Below are 16,299 nucleotides of genomic sequence, written 5' to 3' on the forward strand. Positions count from 1 at the left end.
GGCCTAGTCCTTTCGCGGCGAGAGGCGGTCGACGAGGTCGCTCATCCATCGGCCCGCCAGGTCCTTGCATCCGAGCCCGAAGGCGAGGGCCAACGCGAAGCCGATGGCCGCGAGGATGATCAGGAAGGCGTCGCCCACGAACTGGACCTGAACCTGCTGCAGGGCCACGACCACGGCGAAGATGACCACGACGACCTGTGCGAACTGCCCCAGCACCTGGGCCTGCGCGATGCCCGCGTTGCTGGCCACGGCGCGGACCGTCGCCCCCAGAAAACCGGCAGCCAGGATGCCCAGAATCAACACGACGATGGCCGTCACGATCGTGGGCAGGAAGCCGACGAGCCGCTGGAGCAATTCGGCGGTGGCGGTGAGCTGTAGCGCATTCAGCGCCGCCACCAGCACGACGAGCATGACGATCCAGTAGGCCAGGGCTCCGACCAGTTGGGAGAACGTGCGCTCGATGCCTCCCTTGGCCAGCATCTCCGCCAACTGGATCCTCTCGGCCACGCTGTCCGCCTTCACCGCGCCGAGAAGCCGGACGAGCCCCGTCTTGATCAACTTCGCGACGATCCAGCCACCGACCAGAATCGCCAACACGGCCAGCAGGTTGGGCAGGAACCCAACCAGTTGATCGACGAAGACACGGATCGGCTCGAGCAGTATCGCGTCCCAGTCCATTTCCATCCTGGTTCCCTCCATCGCGAAAAACGGTTGCCGGTCAGCGCCGCGGCGTTACGCGCGGCTCCATTTATTCACGACGACTCGGGGGGCGGTCTCCGCCCGGGCCGATAGAGGATTCAGAATGATGATCAGGAGTCCACGCCACCAGACGGACGCCGCGTCCGGCAGCGGTCCGGAGCGATGGAAGGCGGCTTCCGGCGGCCGGTCAGCGGGCCAGCACGGTACCCGTGGCCTCGACCCGGGCGCGGGGGATCCGACGCAGGGCGTCGAAGTCGCCGGCGGATAGCGCGACGACGGGCGGGGCGCGGTTGTAGAGCTGAGCGGCGACGATGGCGGCGAGCGCGAGGAAGGTGTCGGGGCCGCGGGTCAGGAATGCCGCCGGCGCGGTGCCGCGGCGGATGGCCTCGAGGAGGACGGCGGTCGTCGTGCTGGACCCGCGGGTCGCCGGGATGGCCATGATGCGGCCGGCGCCGGTCCGGCCGGCCAGCGGATGGCGCCGGTCGATGATCTCCCCGGTCTTCGCGTCGTAGCCGCCCCAGAAGCTGAGCGGCTCGGACGAGTACAGGACGGCGCCTTCCGCGGCGCCCGCGACGAGCGCTCGGCCGGTCAGCGGACCGGAGCCCGGGGCGGCGGGGGCGTCGCTCACGGCTCCGCGGTCCACGCGCCGTCGTCCCGCGTGACGCGGCCGGCGACGGCCGATTCCACGCAGTCCGCCAGGCTCCCGAAGGCGACGGCGCGCTCGAGCAGGCCCGGCGTGTACCAGGCGTACTTGGCGGAGTTCGTCATGAGCCGCCGGATGCTCTCCGGCAGCATGGGCGTCGTCAGGATGCAGGTGTCCACGGTCAGCTCCCCGCCGAAGGATTCGATCGCGTCGAGGTGGCCCGCTCTCGCCGCCAGTTCACGGACGGCCCGCCCGGTCGTGATCAGCAGCCGCACGCCGGGGTGGCGTCGCCGGCCGTCGACGAGGCGCGCCAGGGCCGCGAACTCCGACAGCGAGAAGTGCGGGCTCCCCAGCACGACGAGATCCAGACCGGCCGAGTCGGACAGCCCCGAGCCGAGTTCGTCCCGCGCCGCCCGCAGCGCCGCGGGCCCCGGACACATCCGGGTCGCCGGTTCCCTCCCCTGAAACGCCGCGTCCAGGTCCGGCGCTTCCGGTGTAAGTCCGACCCAGTGGAACAGGCCCACCGCGCCCGAGGAGGCCATGGCGGCCCCCAGCGCCTTCAGGTCGTCCTCTCCCGGCCGGGCCCGGAGTCCGTCGAGCACCGGGATCCGCCCCTCCACGCGCAGGCCGATCCAGTGTCCCAGCACCGGATACAGCGCGGGCTCCTCCGCGAGTCGGCGCGGAACGCCGGAGAGATCCACGAGCACCTGCCCCGCCCGGTTCCCGGTCAGATGGAGCCCCGCGGCCGGGGCGCGGCCCGTGACCGCGCAGCAGATGTCCAGCAGGTCCGGATAGCGCTCCGTGCGCGCGCCCAGCACCGAGTTCGCGAACACGATCGCGCTCGACTCGCCCCACGCGACCTGCTCCCCGACGCCCGGCCGCGGCTGCGTCTGGTAGGGCGCGCAGGTCCAGGTGGGCTCGCAGCCCATGGCCTCGTACGCCTCCATCTGGCGCCGCGCCGGCGTTGCCCAGGACTCGGACACGTCCCACTCGCGCCAACCATGCTCGTCGACGCCCGACACGTTGAGGGTCGTCGGCACCTGTACCCGCGCGCCGCCGTCCGCCAGACGCTCCGCGAACTCGAGCGTGGCCGGTCCCTGGTAGAGCGACGAGTCGATGTGCGCCGCCGTGATGTCGAGCAGTTCCCGCGCCCCGACCACGTCGGCCATGCGCGCCAGGATCGACATCGCGAGCCGCGCGCCCTCTCCCTCATCTCCCCGCAGGCGCGCGAGATCTCCGGGTTCGAGGCGGACGCCCGTCATGCCGCCGTGTTCCATCCAGCCATGTTCGGTCCCATGTTCCGTTCAAGACGCCCGTGAATCCGAAACCCACGGATCCGACCATGCGCATCGTCTACTTCCTTCCCGGACCGATGTCCCGCGGCCCTCTCGGGCCGGAGGAACTCGTGCGGCGCCAGGCCTTCCTCAACGAGCATGCCTTTCCCGGGACGGAAGCCGTCGTTCGCGAGACGGAGAACGGGCCGGCCTCGGTCGAGTCGTCCGCCGAGGAGTATCTCTCGGTGCCCGGAATCCTCGAGGCCGCGCCGCGTCTCGAAGCGGAGGGGTTCGACGCGATGATCATCGGGTGTTTCGGCGATCCCGGCCTCGCGCCGGCCCGTGAACTCGTGGACTTCCCGGTCATCGGCCCGGGCCAGGCCGGAGCGCTCGCCGCGGCGCAAATGGGACAGCGCTGTGCGATCATCACGGTCGTGGACGAAGTCGTGCCCGCGATCCGCCGTCAGATGCGGGGCTACGGCCTCGAAGGGCTGGTGGCGGACATCCGGGCGGTCGACGTCCCGGTGCTCGAACTGCGGCAGCGCGCGGAGCAGGTGCTCGAGACGCTCGAGACCGAGGCTCACGCGGCGCTGCGCGCCGGCGCGGACACGCTCGTCCTCGGCTGCATGACGATGGGGTTCCTCGACGTGGCGCGGAAGCTCGGCGAGCGCCTCGGGGTACCCGTCATCAACCCGGTGCTCGCCGCGCTCAAGGCGGCGGAATCGTTCGCCGCCACCGGCGTGCGGCCGTCCCCGCGCGCCTATCCCCCGCCCCGCAAGGAGATCGCCCCCGTCACGGTCGGATGATGCCGACGCCGTCCTCGATCGTCATCGTCGTTCCGAACTCGGCGGAGAGTTTCGCCAGACCCTGGAGGATCTCCTGTCCGAGCGCGTCGTCGGCCATCATCGGCCGCCCGCGCACCGGCCGCGGCAACTGCCAGCCCATGGTGATCGGGTGGAGCTGGATCTCCTTCAATTCCCCGCCCTCGTACTCCACGACCGGGACGACGCTCTCCCAGAACCCTTTCCCCGCGGGGAAGGAGCCGGCGCCCATGCGCTCGATCCGCACATCCTGGAACATGCCCGGATGGTCCTCGTACCCGAGCCCCTGGGCCTCGTAGTTGTCCTGCGGCTGCAGCTCGACCGTTTCGTTCTGCATGGCGAAGTTCGCCAGCGAGTAGAAGATCGGCTTGCCCTGGTACATCTCGACCGCGCGCAGGATATGGGGGCCGTGGCCCACGAACATGTCCGCGCCCGCGTCGACGGTCGCGCGGGCGACGTCCACGAGGAAGTCGGCCGGCACCTCGCGGCGATCCGCACCTTCGTGCGAGTGGCTCGTGACGATGACCCACTCCGCCTGGCGCTGCGCCTCCTTTACGACTTCGACGATCTCCGTCAGGTCCCCGGCGTGCGGTACCGTCTTCATGCCCGGCTTGTCTCCCACGAGGAACGTCATGCCGCCGAAGTTCAGCCTCGGTCCGGAGCCGCCGCCGCGCCCCGCCGCCGAGAGCGCGTCCCGGAGGCCCGCCATCTGGTCCGCCGTCACGGTCACGTGCCGCTCGTAGCGGATCGGGCTCAGCCCGGGGCGCCCGCGCATGTCCGGCCGCTGGTGGCCTGCCCGCATCGCGTCGTCGAAGGTCGAGGCGATCGAGATCAGCGCGACCCGGCCGCCGGGCGTGTCCACGTAGACGGGGGCCCGCGCTTCCGACAGGTTCTCGCCGTAGCCCGCGACCGCGAGTCCCGCCGCTTCGGCCGCTTCCACCGTGCGCCGCGCCCCGCCGGCACCGAAGTCCATCGTGTGATTGTTCGCCAGGCTCACCATGTCGAAGCCGAACCAGGCGAGTTCGTGCGCGATTTCCGGCTCCGCGCGCATGTAGGTGCCGCCGCTGGCCGCCGCCGGGATCACGTCGTCCTCGTAGTCGTGGAACAGGATCTCGAGGTTCACGAACGCCGTGGTCGCGCTCTGGATGATGTCGCGCAGGGCGAGGAACTCGGGCTCGCGGTACGGAGACATCTTCCGCGAGATGATCGCGTCGCCCGCGAGGGCGATGGACATGTTCCCGCGCGCGTCCTCGAACGCCTGCGCCTCAAGCGAGACGGGCGTGGCAAGGGCCGTCCCGGCGACGAGGGCGAAGCCGGCCGCGATCCCGGCGAACGTGAGCGACGACAGCGGAAGTCGATTCCGGCGCATGGGTGCCTCCGATGGGCTGACCTGCGTACGCTTTTGCTTGTGCGGTTCGCATCCGGGCCGACAGATTCGACCGTATGAACTACAACATGCTTTTGCCGACTGCGCGCCGCCACGCCGGACGGGCGCTCCCGACCCTCCTCGCGGCGGCGGGCCTGCTTGCGGCGGCGGCCGTCGTCCGGCCCGTGGCGGCGCAGAGCTACGATCTGATCATCCGCGGCGGCACTCTCGTCGACGGATCCGGGAGTCCGGCCCGGGCGGGGGACATCGCGATCGACGGCGGGCGGATCGTCGCGGTGGACGACCTGGGCGCGGCGACCGCCGACCGGGAGATCGAAGCGAACGGCCTGCACGTCTTCCCCGGCTTCATCGACACGCACTCCCACGCCATGCCGGCGCTGTTGCGTGACGAACTTCGCACCGCGCGGCCGCTGCTCGCGCAGGGGATCACGACGATCTTCGCGAACCCCGATGGCGGCGGCACGGTGGACCTCGCCGACCAGAGGGCTCGCATCCGCGACCCCGGCGTCGGGGTCAACGTGGGCGCCTTCGTTCCGCACGGAAGCGTGCGGCGCGCCGTGCTGGGGATGCAGGCCCGCGAGGCGACGCCGGAGGAACTCGACCGCATGCGGACCATCGTCCGCGACGGGATGGACGGGGGCGCCTTCGGACTCTCCTCGGGCCTCTACTATTCGCCCGGATCGTACGCCCCGACCGGAGAGGTCGTCGAACTCGCCAGGATCGCGGCCGAGTACGGCGGCGTGTACCAGAGCCACATCCGGGACGAGTCCGACTATTCGATCGGCCTCATCGGCGCCGTGGACGAGGTGATCGAGATCTCGCGCGGCTCCGGCATCACGGGCGTCGTCACGCACATCAAGGCGCTCGGACCCCGGGTGTGGGGCCAGTCCGCGGATGTCGTGCGGCACATCGAGGAGGCGCGGGCGGAGGGTCTCGCGATCTACGCGGACCAGTACCCCTACGAGGCCTCGGGGACGAGCATCGTGGGCGCGCTCGTCCCGCGCTGGGCCCTCGCGGGCGAGGGGGGCAACCTGTACGAGCGGATGGAGGATCCCGCCGAGCGCCCCCGGCTCGTGGCGGAGATGTGGGAGAACCTCGACCGCCGGGGCGGCGCCGACCGGCTCATGCTGCAGGGCGGCCCCGATGGCGGCCGCACCCTGCAGGACGTGGCCGATGATCGCGGGATGGACGCGATAGAGACGGCGCTCGCCCTCCTCGTGGAGGCGCTGGACGGAGGCGGCGGCACCGGGCTCACGTCGTTCAACATGAACGACGAGGACATCGCGCGCTTCATGGCGCAGCCCTGGATGATGACGTCCTCCGACGGCTCGCTCTGGATGCCGGGGGAGGGTCATCCGCATCCGCGCGGCTTCGGCGCCTTTCCGCGGCGGATCCGCAAGTACGTACTCGAGGAAGGCGTTACCTCGCTCGAACAGGCGATTCACGCCATGACGGCGCTGCCGGCCCGCGTGTACGGCATCGAAGACCGCGGCGTCCTCGAACCCGGCGCGGTCGCCGACGTCATCGTCGTGGAGCTCGAACGGTTCCGCGACACCGCCGAGTACGACGACCCGCACGGTCTCGCCGAGGGGGTCGAGTACTCCCTCGTCAATGGTACGCTCGCGATCGACGAGGGCCGCTTCACGGACGCGCTCGCCGGCGAAGCGATCGTCAAGACGCGATAACTCAGGAGCAGACATGCGATTCTCCGTCCCGATGACCGGAACACGAACCGTGCTCGCACCTCTGGCGGCCGTTGCCGCTCTCGCGTGGCCCCTTGCCGCGCAGAATGGCGCGAGCGCCGGTGAACTTCCGGCCGGCGTCCGGCACCCGGCCCCGGCCGCGGACACCGTCGACCCGAGTCTCTTCGGCGGCCTCTCCTTCCGCTTCGTCGGCCCCTCGCGCGGCGGCCGCGTCACGGCGGTCGAGGGCCACCGTTCCCATCCCCACACGTTCTATCAGGGGGCGACCGGCGGCGGCGTGTGGAAGACGACGAACTACGGGATGACGTGGGAGAATATCTCCGACGGATACTTCCGGTCTCCCTCCATCGGCCATATCGAAGTCGCCGACTCGGATCCGAATGTCATCTACGTGGGGACGGGCTCGGACGGCATCCGCTCGAATATCATCATCGGGAAGGGCATCCATAAGTCGACGGACGCGGGAGAGACGTGGGACCACGTCGGGCTCGAGGACGCGGGCCAGATCCCGTCCGTGAAGGCCCATCCGGACAATCCCGACCTCGTCTATGCGGCGGCGATGGGGAACCCGTTCATCAACAATGAGACGCGAGGCGTCTATCGTTCCTCGAACGGCGGCCTCGACTGGGAGCGCATCCTCTTCACCTCGGACTCCGTCGGGGCGGTGGATCTCGAATTTCATCCGGCGGACGCCAACGTCATCTACGCGGCGATGTGGCGAGCGCAACGGCACCCGTGGTCGATCATCTCCGGCGCCAGCGACGAAGACGGGATCTGGAAGACGACGGACGGGGGCGACACGTGGCGGCGGATCACCGCCGGGCTCCCGGACGGACTCATCGGCAAGGTCGACTTCTCCGTCTCGCCGGACATGCCCGACCGCGTCTATGCGCTGGTCGAGGCGCCGGAACCGATCGAGGGCCTGTACCGCTCGGACGATGCGGGAGAGACGTGGGAGCTGATCAACGACGATCCTCGGAATCAGCTCATGCACCGGCCGTTCTACTTCACGAACGTGATCGCGGACCCGACGGACGGGGATGTCCTCTATGTCCTGAACCTGTCCACCTGGAAGTCGACGGACGGGGGGCGGACCTTCAGTACCATTCCGAATGTCCATGGTGATGACCACGATCTGTGGATCAACCCGGACGACCCGCGGATCATGGTGCACGGGAGCGACGGCGGCGGGGTCGTGACGCTCGATGGCGGGCAGACGTGGTCGCCCGTCAACAACCAGCCCACGGCCGAACTCTACCAGGTCGACGTGGACGACCGCTTCCCGTACTGGCTCTACGCGGGGCAGCAGGACGATGCGTTCACCGTGGCCGTGCCGAGCCGGCAGCCTTCGCTCTCCGCGCCGGGCGGGCCCGATGCGTACTGGCGTTCGCCGGGCGGCTGCGAGACGGGTCCCGCCGTGCCGAAGCCGGGCGACCCCGACGTCGTGTACGCGAACTGCAAGGGGCGCTTCGGGGTCTACAACCAGCGCACCGGACAGGAGCAGCAGTACTACGTCGGCGCCGTGAACATGTACGGCACGAACCCCGCCAACCTCCCCTACCGCTTCCAGCGCGTCGTGCCCATCGAAGTCTCGCCGCACGACCCGAACCTCGTCTACCACGGCTCGCAGTACGTGCACCGGACGACGGACGGGGGGCGCTCATGGGAGCGGGTCTCTCCCGACCTGACGGCGTTTCCCCCGGAGCGGCAGATGGTGTCGGGCGGGCCGATCACGCGCGACGCGACGGGTGAGGAGCACTATTCCACGCTCTACGTGATCGAGGCCTCGCCGCACGACCCGGACGTGATCTGGACGGGGGCGAACGACGGCCCGGTGTACGTGACGCTCGATGACGGGGCGTCCTGGGAGAATGTGACGCCGGCGGACATGCCGCCCGAGGGCCGCATCAACTCGATCGACATCTCCCGGCACGATCCGGACAAGGTGTACGTGGCCGGGTACCGCTTCCTGCTCGGCGATTTCCAACCCTACGTCTACCGCACGGACGACGCCGGGGAGACATGGACGCGTCTCACCGATGGGACGAACGGGATCCCGGCGGACGTGCCCGTGCGGGTCGTGCGCGAGGATCCGGACCGCGCGGGCCTCCTGTACGCGGGGACGGAGTTCGGGCTCTTCATCTCCTTCGATGATGGCGCGACGTGGCAGTCGTTCCAGCTCGATCTCCCGTTGACGCCCGTGACCGACATCGAGGTGTACCGGCAGGACCTGGCGCTCTCGACGATGGGCCGGGGGTTCTGGGTGCTGGACGATGTCACGCCGCTGCACGAGATCGCCGCGGACGGGACGGTCGCGGAGGGCGGCGGGGCGCACCTGTTCGAGGGGCGGCCGCAGTACCGCACGCGGCCCGGGCGGAACTCGGGCTTCGAGTGGGCCTCGAACACGGCGCGGCCGGACTACCGTGGGGCGGGCGCGGACATCAACTACTGGATCTCGCCGGACCTTGGGCCCGACGAGACGGTGCGGATCGAGATCCTCGACGCGGGCGGCGACGTGATCCGCTCCTACGCCAGCGGCGGGGGCGGCGGCGCGGCCCGGGCGGGGGGACCGGCGATGCAGCGCATGGCGCCGCGCGGCGGGTCCGCGCGCGGGGTTTCGTCGGCGCCGGGCATGCACCGGCTGCGCTGGGACCTGCGCTCGCAGGGCGCGGGCCGCGGCGGGCCGATCGTGCCGCCGGGCGAGTACACGGTCCGCCTCTCGGCGGGCGACGTGGCGGCCGAGACCGGGCTCGAACTGCGGATCGACCCGCGGGTGGCGGCGGAGGGGGTGACCGTCGCCGACCTCGAGGAGCAGTACCGCTTCAACCTCGCCGTGCGGGAGACGCAGGCGGAGGCCCGTGAAGTCGCGGACGGCATCGACGGCCTGCGCGAGCGTATCGCGGAGGCGCGCGCGGACGCCGGCGGGGGACGCAACGAGACGCTCGACGAACTCGCCGCGGAGCTGGACGAACTCGACGCCCGCGTGAACGACGCGGAGGGCAGCTATCCGCGCCCCATGCTCATGAGCCAGCTCAACTACCTCGCCGGCATGACCGGGCGGGCCGATCAGGCGCCGGGCGCCGACGCCTACGAGCGGCACGAGGAACTCCGGGAGGAGGTCCGTGAGGTGAGCGACTGGTTGCAGACACTGGTCAGGAGGCTGACCGCGACCTGAGATAGCGCATGTTCGACATCAATCTCATCGCGCACCCGCTGAGGGGTACGCCCTTCGGCGCGGCGCTCGATCTGTGCCTGATCCTGGCCGCGGTGTGCATCCCGGTCGCGATCCTGACGCGCGACTACTCCTGGGTGGACCGCCTGTGGAGCCTGTGCCCGCCCGTCTACTGCCTGATCGTGGCGGCGGCGCTGGACTTCGCCTCGCCGCGCGTGAATCTGATGACCCTGCTCGTCGTGCTCTGGTCGGCGCGCCTGACCTTCCATGGCCTGCGCAAGGGGGTATTCCGGCCGGGACACGAGGACTACCGTTGGATCGCGGTCCGGGAGAAGCTCGGGCCGGTCCGGTTCCAGCTGCTCAACCTCACCTTCATCAGCTTTGGGCAGATGCTGCTCATCTGGTGGTTCACCTCCCCGGTGCACCAGGCGGCGGCGTGGAGCGAGACGCCGCTCGGCTGGCTGGATTTCGTGACCGCCGCGCTGTTCCTCGCGCTCTTCGTCGGCGAGGCCGTGGCCGACGGGCAGATGTGGCGCTTCCAGCGGGACAAGAAGCGGCGGATCGCGGCGGGGGAGGATGTCGCGCAACCCTTCATTACGACGGGACTCTTCCGCTATTGCCGCCATCCCAACTACTTCTGCGAACTGGGCATGTGGTGGGTGTTCTACCTGTTCGCCGTCTCGGCTTCGGGCCAGTGGCTCCATTGGACCGGCCTCGGCTTCATCCTCCTCACGGCGCTGATCATTCAGTCCATGCGCCTCACCGAGTCGATCTCCGCGTCGAAGTACCCCGCCTACCGCGACTACCAGGCCACCACCCCGGCGCTGATCCCCGGAGTCCGTTCTAAAGCCTACAGTCCGACCTGCTCGGGGTCGGAGGCCTCGATCCCGGAAGGAGTGCGTCCGCGGTGCCTGACCTTGCTTTTCTTCGGGATCGCGAGTTGCGGAGTCGGCTCCGGCGATGGTCCGCCTCGCTCTGCCAGGCTCGACCGTCCCGATTTCTCGATCGAGCCATCCGTGGAGACTGTCTACACGGTGGGCGCCATCGACGGCGCGCCGAGACCTTGTCTCAAGTCTGGCGTTCGGGGACGGGACCCTCTTCATTCTCGATAGCGACGCCGGCCCATCGTCGTGGTCGACACCGCGGGGCGGTACGTGCGGACGATCTCGAACAAGGGCGAGGGCCCCGGAGAGCTGGCCCGCCCCGAAGGGTTGGCGGTGTTCTCCGACCGATCGGTGTCCTTCGCGAAGGTCGGGCTTCAGTTGTTCGCCCGCGACGGGTTCCTGGAAGGGAGTTCGCGCCGGGGTCCCGACTCCGTTTCATGCGATGCGACCACAGCGTCGTGACGGCGGAGGTCTTTCGTCGCTCTTCCGCGGAGGATGGACCCGGTGAGGGCCGGCCCATCGTCCGCTTCCGCCCCGAGGGGAGCGGCGAGTTGCTCTACGCAGCGTGGCAGGGCCCTCCGCCCGACGACAGGCGGCTGGAGGATGTGGAGTCCGGAGGGATCTTCATGCAATTGCGCCCGATCCAGGCCTTCCCGCCTCCGCTGGAACTGGGCGTATTGAGGGATGGTCGGGTCGCCATCGTCGACTCGGTCGGCTACCGGATCAAGGTCTTCGACCCGCAAGGAGAGAAAGGGAAGCAAGTCACCACGCTCGAACGCCCGCTGGCTCCCGTCGGGGTTCGGGTCCGCGACGCCGAACGTGCGAGGCGGCTGGCGCTGCTCGATTCCGAGGGAGAGGCGCTCCAGGACGTGCTTACGGAGGGCATCGCGATGGTCGCGGTCCGGCGACCGAGCGGAGCCTCCGGCGGTCCCGATCCGGCCGCCATGGAAGCGGCGCTGCGCGACTCCTATCGTAGGCAACTCGGAAACATGGTCTCCCCGATGAGATTCCGGTCATCGAAGCGATCGCCGTGGATTGGAGCAACCGCCTCTGGGTCCAGCGTTCGGGGCTGCCTGGAGAGAGGGGTCCGACAGACATCCTCACCGCCGACGGCCGCTACCTGGGCACACTCGCCCGCGACGGACTCCGGATCCCGTCCGCCTTCGGTCCGGGCGGCCTCATGGCCTACGTTGAGGCCGATGACCTCGGCGTCCAGCGCGTCCGCGCGGTCCGTCTCGCGGTGGACGAATTGCTGGAGGGTGCTCCGTGATCTCGCCTGCGGCGGGGGGCTGTGGGCAACCGTGGCCATGGTCTCCATTGTCGCAGGCGGTGTCCGGCCTGTCGCCCGCTTCAACCGGGGGGAACCTCATGCGCAAGATCCCTTGCCGTCCGTGCCGTACGCCTCATCTCGTCCTGCTCGCCCTTCTGTTTGCGACCTTCGGCTGCGGAGGGGACGCGGGACCGGGCGCCGCGGGACTAGACAGTCCCGACGTCTCCCTCGCGCCCAGCGTGGAGGAGGTGTACACCGTCGGCGTGATGGACGGGGCCGCGTGGGAGATGTTCGGCAGCGTGATGGGCGTCGCCTTCGACGAGGACGGCTCGCTCTTCATCCTCGACAATGACGCTGGCCACGTCGTCGTCGTCGGCCCGGGCGGTCAGTTCGTTCGCACAATCTCCAACAAGGGCGAGGGACCCGGGGAACTCAACCAGCCGCTGGGGCTCACCGTGCTCGATGACGGGCGGATCGCCGTCAACGACATGGGTCGCGGCATAAAGGTCTTCAACCGCGATGGCGAATCGCTCCAGGAAGCCGGGTTCACCTTCGAGACCGGAATGCCCGGTGCCGAGATGCACGCCATGCCGGACCACAGCCTCCTCTCCGCGGGACTCGCCGGCCGATCGCTCACCGCACTCATGCGAGGGGAGGAAGAAGAGGAGCCCGAAGGCCGGCCCATCGGCCGGTTCCGGCTCGACGGCACACAGGAGGAGTTCCACCTGGCCTGGGCGGGACCGCCCGTGGAAGACGCCGAGACGCAGACCGGAAACATGCGGATCGTCATGTCGCGGATGGAGGCCTTTCCCCTTCCCCTGAGCTTCGGCGTGCTTCGAGATGGCCGCGTCGCCCTCGCCGATTCCGTCGGCTACAGGGTCAAGATCCTCGATGCCTCGGGGCAGGTGACGGGGACGCTCGAGCGGCCCATCTCCCCCGTCACGGTCACCGACGAGATCCGGGACTCGGAGCGCGAGCGCCAGCTCGCCGCCGTGGCGGAAGGCGGGAGCGGAGGCGGTGGGGGCACCGTCATCATGACCCGGACGATTTCGATCAGCGGAAGCGCCGGCTCCGGAAGGCCGAGTGGTCCCGATCCGGAGGCGATGCGCCGCATGAGGGAAGACCGGATCGCGGACATGGTGTTTCCGGAGGAGGCGCCGGTCATCTCGAGACTGGCCGTGGACTGGAGCGACCGCATCTGGGTCCAGCGCTCCGCCCTGCCGGGAGAACCCGGTCCCACGGACATTCTCACGGCGGACGGTCAGTACTTCGGCACGATCGCCCCGGACGGGGTCCGTATCCCGGCGGCGTTCGGGCCGGACGGCCTGCTGGCCTACATCGAACCCGACGAACTCGGCATCCAGCGCGTCCGCGTCGTCCGCCTCGTGGGCGACCAGCTGCTCGAGACCGCCGAAGGCGACTGACCGGACGGCCGGTTTAGCGCGATTTCTTCGCTACGAAGAGCGCGAGCAGCAGCGCAACGGCCGGAATCGGGGCCTGCGCCGCCGTCCCCGCCGTCACGAGCGTGTAGACCGCGCCCGCCATGATCGGGACTACGACGACCGCCGCCAGGAACCGCGTCGGGCGCCTCAGGAACCCGACCCCCGCCAGCACCTCCACGACGCCGATCAGGTACTGGAACCACGCCGGATAGCCCCACACCGCGAACTGGTCGACCATCATCCCGGCGATCTTCATCCCGCCGTTCAGAAGGAAAAGCAGCGCGAGCAGAATCGACGCCACGTTGACGGCTTTTCCTGCGTTTCCGTTGTCCGCCACTGAACCCTCCTCGCGTTGCGGGTACCTGGTCCGGTTCCTCGTCTATCCTTGAACCTCGTTCCAACCTTGACCCGTGGCCAGACCGCCGACCTCGACGTTCCCGCGGGAACGTTCGGCGGATCGCAAACACGGGGTGGAGACTTCTACTCCTCCTCCTGCGATCCGAGCACCAGGGCCCGGTTGATGGCATAGCTGGTCGGAATCCAGATGCCTTCGCCGTCCTCGGCGGCCATCCTCTTCCCGAAGTTCTGGGCGCGCTGAATCGAGGCTTCCTGTCTGTCGAAATACGCTCTTTCCCGCGCTTCCCGCTTCCGGCGTTCGTCATCCGTCTCAGGGACGGGGCGAGACCATAGCGGCCCGCTGAACCGGTGTCCGGCGGCCAGGCGATCCCCCACCCACCGAAGGAGGAGCGCCCTCGCGTCGGTGTCGGCCGACTCTCCGCGCCATTCCTCCGCCTTGATCGACTCTGCCTCCAACCAACGGCGAGCCTTCCGGGGATCCCGGGAATGAACGGCGATCACCGCGTCGGCCAGGCGGCTCCCGTACCGCGATGGCGACGCCATGCTCAGGAGGCCGGCGAGGAAGCCCAGCATGAGCGAATGACGGAACCGGTCACTCTCCCTCCACGCGCGGCGCGCTTCGTTGAGAGCGGCAAGCATCTGAAGGAACCCAGCCTCCAGGTCGAGGCCAACTTCGTCGGAGGGGCTCTCGTCCGGCGGCTGCCCGGGCTCCAATCTGGCCAGAATCCCCTTTCGGATCCGGTCGGCGCGGCCCGGATCCCGTTCCTCCGCGGCATCGGAGATGTCATCGAAGAGCGCATCCGACTCGATTCCCGGCAGACGGCCCCGGAACGCGATCCCGCCTGCCACCCCGAGATGGAACGCCCCCGATCGCGCGACATCCCGCTCGTCGCCGCCCTCCGCAGGGGTCCGTTCCAGCCAGGATTGAGCTTCGTCCAGCGCCTCGAGCACCTTCGAGTACATGGATCGCCGCCGTTCGGCCCGGTCCGATTCGTTCATGTCCGCGGATCGTGCTCCCGTACCTGGGCGCGGCGCGCGATTCTAGCGCCGAAGTTCTGTGCGCGACGGGTGGAACGTTCGCAGCGCAGGAAGCGCGCCCCGTCGTCCGACTCCCCCTCGTTTCGGTCATCGGTCGTCCCGCCGACGTGGCCGGAAACGAGCGAACCGGTCACCGATTCGGCCGCGGCCAGCCGCAGACCCAGCCACCTGAGGAGAAGGTCCGGGTCGTCCGGGGCTTCGGGCGAGTCGCCGGCCAACCATTCGTCCCGGATCGCCTCCCATTCCATCCACAGGGTCTCTCCCCACCCCTCGTTGCAGGCGGCGATGACCGCGCCGCGCAGGGATCCGGGCTCGTGTTGCCCCGGTTCCGTACCCTGCTGAATGAGGCCGGCAAGGAAGCCCGCCATGATCCAGTATCGATGCGGGTCGCCTTCTTCCCGGGCTCGCCGCGACTCGTTCAGGACGGCGAGGAACTGCAGGTAGCCCGCATCCCAGTCGAGCGCATCGTCCGCCGAAGCGCCGGCGGCGGTGTCCCCGCCCGACCGCAGCCTCGATTCGACGAGGCTCCGGATCCGACGGATCCGGTCCAGATCCTCCTCCTCGGTCGCGTCGGAGATCTCGTCGAAGAGGGCTCCGGCGTCGGTCCCCGCGAAGTGGCTGGAGAACGCGATCCCACCCGCTTCTCCGAGGCGGAAGGTCCCCTGCTGCTCCGCATCGACGTCTTGCGGTTCGTCCGGGGACTCCCACTCCAGGCAGAAGATCGCCTCGTCCAGCGCCCTCAGGACCCTCCGGTAGGCGGATCGCTTCCGCTCGGCGTCGTCCATCCCGCGCTCCCTTCCCCGCCCGTTACGCCGGGGCCAGCGCGATCACGCGCAACGGACTGCCGCTCCCGTCCACGATCTTCAGCGGGGCGGCAATCGCCACGGCGCCCGTCGGAGGCAGCCGGTCGAGGTTGCACAGGCTCGCGAGGCCGAACCTTCCCGCCCCGTGCATGATCCCGTGGTTCGGGAACGGCGGGTCGAACCCTCCCGCCTGACCCGCATCGGTGCCGACCGTCTCCACTCCGACCCCGAGCACCGCGCGGTCGTGGGCCAGCAGGGCCGACGTCTCCTGGTGAAAGCCCGGCGAGTGCGGGCCGTCTTCCGACACGTTCAGAAACGCCTCCTTCCCTTCCCTCCGGCTCCACCCGGTCCGCAGAAAGACCCAGGCGCCCTCGGGCACGCGTCCGTGCGCCGCCTCCCACGCCTCGAGTCCGGCGGGCGTGAGCAGGAAGTCGGGATCCGCATCGACCTCCGCTTCGACGTCGATGACGCACGCGGGGCCGACGAACTTCCGCGGCGGGATCGTGTCCGTGGTCCCGTTGGGCACGTCCTTCCCCGTCACCCAGTGGATCGGGGCGTCGAAGTGCGTCCCGGTGTGCTCGCCGAGCGTGAGGTTGTTCCAGTACCAGGCCGGTCCGTCGTCGTCATACCTCGAGATCTCCTCGATCGTCACCCCCTTCGACGGCGCGAACATCGGGGGGAGATCGATGACGACCGTATCGGGGCCGAGGGGGACCGTGAGATCCACCACCCGGACGGTGCCCGCGTTCAGTTCCTCCACGAGGCGGCTCAGTACGTCCGACATTCAAAGTCTCCCTATGGTTGGT

At 69.5% G+C, this 16,299-nt stretch carries 15 protein-coding genes; 7 read left to right on the forward strand and 8 right to left on the reverse strand.

Annotated elements, in window-relative coordinates; all coding sequences use genetic code 11:
* Positions 1–3: 3 nt before the first annotated feature.
* From ACOGI9_RS06945 to ACOGI9_RS06955, 3 genes are all read right to left on the reverse strand, one after another.
* Positions 4–678, reverse strand: coding sequence for a mechanosensitive ion channel family protein (locus tag ACOGI9_RS06945; RefSeq protein ID WP_419859134.1), 675 nt, complete (start codon positions 676–678; stop codon positions 4–6).
* A gap of 208 nt (positions 679–886) precedes the next feature.
* Positions 887–1,327, reverse strand: a complete 441-nt coding sequence (locus ACOGI9_RS06950; RefSeq protein ID WP_419859135.1) for an aconitase X swivel domain-containing protein — start codon at positions 1,325–1,327, stop codon at positions 887–889.
* Entirely contained in the window at positions 1,324–2,604 is a 1,281-nt protein-coding gene (locus tag ACOGI9_RS06955) for an aconitase X (protein ID WP_419859136.1), read from the reverse strand. Before ACOGI9_RS06955 ends, ACOGI9_RS06950 begins: the two co-directional genes overlap by 4 nt.
* 53 nt (positions 2,605–2,657) lie before the next feature.
* On the opposite strand from ACOGI9_RS06955, the gene ACOGI9_RS06960 reads away from it, so the two are divergent.
* Positions 2,658–3,422 carry an aspartate/glutamate racemase family protein gene (locus ACOGI9_RS06960; protein WP_419859137.1) on the forward strand — a complete coding sequence of 255 codons (765 nt, stop codon included), beginning with the start codon at positions 2,658–2,660 and terminating at the stop codon, positions 3,420–3,422.
* Here ACOGI9_RS06960 and ACOGI9_RS06965 read toward each other — a convergent pair.
* Positions 3,409–4,806, reverse strand: a complete 1,398-nt coding sequence (locus ACOGI9_RS06965; RefSeq protein WP_419859138.1) for a CapA family protein — start codon at positions 4,804–4,806, stop codon at positions 3,409–3,411. The two genes, ACOGI9_RS06960 and ACOGI9_RS06965, sit on opposite strands and share 14 nt — an antisense overlap.
* Before the next feature lie 74 nt (positions 4,807–4,880).
* Between ACOGI9_RS06965 and ACOGI9_RS06970 the strand changes: the two genes are divergently transcribed.
* The 6 genes from ACOGI9_RS06970 (at position 4,881) to ACOGI9_RS06995 (ending at position 13,277) form a co-directional block, all read left to right on the forward strand.
* A complete protein-coding gene (locus tag ACOGI9_RS06970; protein WP_419859139.1) occupies positions 4,881–6,509 on the forward strand; it encodes an N-acyl-D-amino-acid deacylase family protein in 1,629 nt (542 codons plus the stop codon).
* 31 nt (positions 6,510–6,540) lie between these two features.
* Positions 6,541–9,702 carry a VPS10 domain-containing protein gene (locus ACOGI9_RS06975; protein ID WP_419859140.1) on the forward strand — a complete coding sequence of 1,054 codons (3,162 nt, stop codon included), beginning with the start codon at positions 6,541–6,543 and terminating at the stop codon, positions 9,700–9,702.
* A gap of 8 nt (positions 9,703–9,710) precedes the next feature.
* The gene (locus ACOGI9_RS06980) at positions 9,711–10,811 is read left to right on the forward strand and encodes a DUF1295 domain-containing protein (protein ID WP_419859141.1); all 1,101 of its coding nucleotides are present in this window, start codon (positions 9,711–9,713) and stop codon (positions 10,809–10,811) included.
* A gap of 18 nt (positions 10,812–10,829) precedes the next feature.
* Complete coding sequence (locus ACOGI9_RS06985; protein ID WP_419859142.1) at positions 10,830–11,045, forward strand: hypothetical protein; 216 nt, start codon at positions 10,830–10,832, stop codon at positions 11,043–11,045.
* Positions 11,046–11,613: 568 nt separating this feature from the next.
* Entirely contained in the window at positions 11,614–11,853 is a 240-nt protein-coding gene (locus ACOGI9_RS06990) for a hypothetical protein (protein WP_419859143.1), read from the forward strand.
* Positions 11,854–11,951: 98 nt separating this feature from the next.
* Positions 11,952–13,277, forward strand: coding sequence for a hypothetical protein (locus ACOGI9_RS06995; RefSeq protein ID WP_419859144.1), 1,326 nt, complete (start codon positions 11,952–11,954; stop codon positions 13,275–13,277).
* Positions 13,278–13,290: 13 nt separating this feature from the next.
* On the opposite strand, the gene ACOGI9_RS07000 is transcribed toward ACOGI9_RS06995, so the two are convergent.
* The 4 genes from ACOGI9_RS07000 to ACOGI9_RS07015 form a co-directional block, all read right to left on the reverse strand.
* Positions 13,291–13,632: a DoxX family protein gene (locus tag ACOGI9_RS07000; RefSeq protein WP_419859145.1), complete on the reverse strand. Its 342-nt coding sequence runs from the start codon at positions 13,630–13,632 to the stop codon at positions 13,291–13,293.
* Positions 13,633–13,775: 143 nt separating this feature from the next.
* Entirely contained in the window at positions 13,776–14,651 is an 876-nt protein-coding gene (locus ACOGI9_RS07005) for a hypothetical protein (protein WP_419859146.1), read from the reverse strand.
* Positions 14,648–15,475, reverse strand: coding sequence for a hypothetical protein (locus tag ACOGI9_RS07010; protein ID WP_419859147.1), 828 nt, complete (start codon positions 15,473–15,475; stop codon positions 14,648–14,650). Before ACOGI9_RS07010 ends, ACOGI9_RS07005 begins: the two co-directional genes overlap by 4 nt.
* A 22-nt stretch (positions 15,476–15,497) precedes the next feature.
* Positions 15,498–16,277 (reverse strand): cyclase family protein, encoded by a 780-nt coding sequence (locus ACOGI9_RS07015; RefSeq protein ID WP_419859148.1) that lies wholly within the window; start codon positions 16,275–16,277, stop codon positions 15,498–15,500.
* Positions 16,278–16,299 lie beyond the last annotated feature (22 nt).

The sequence above is a fragment of the Candidatus Palauibacter irciniicola genome (assembly GCF_965208695.1).
Taxonomy (GTDB): Bacteria; Gemmatimonadota; Gemmatimonadetes; order Palauibacterales; family Palauibacteraceae; genus Palauibacter; species Palauibacter irciniicola.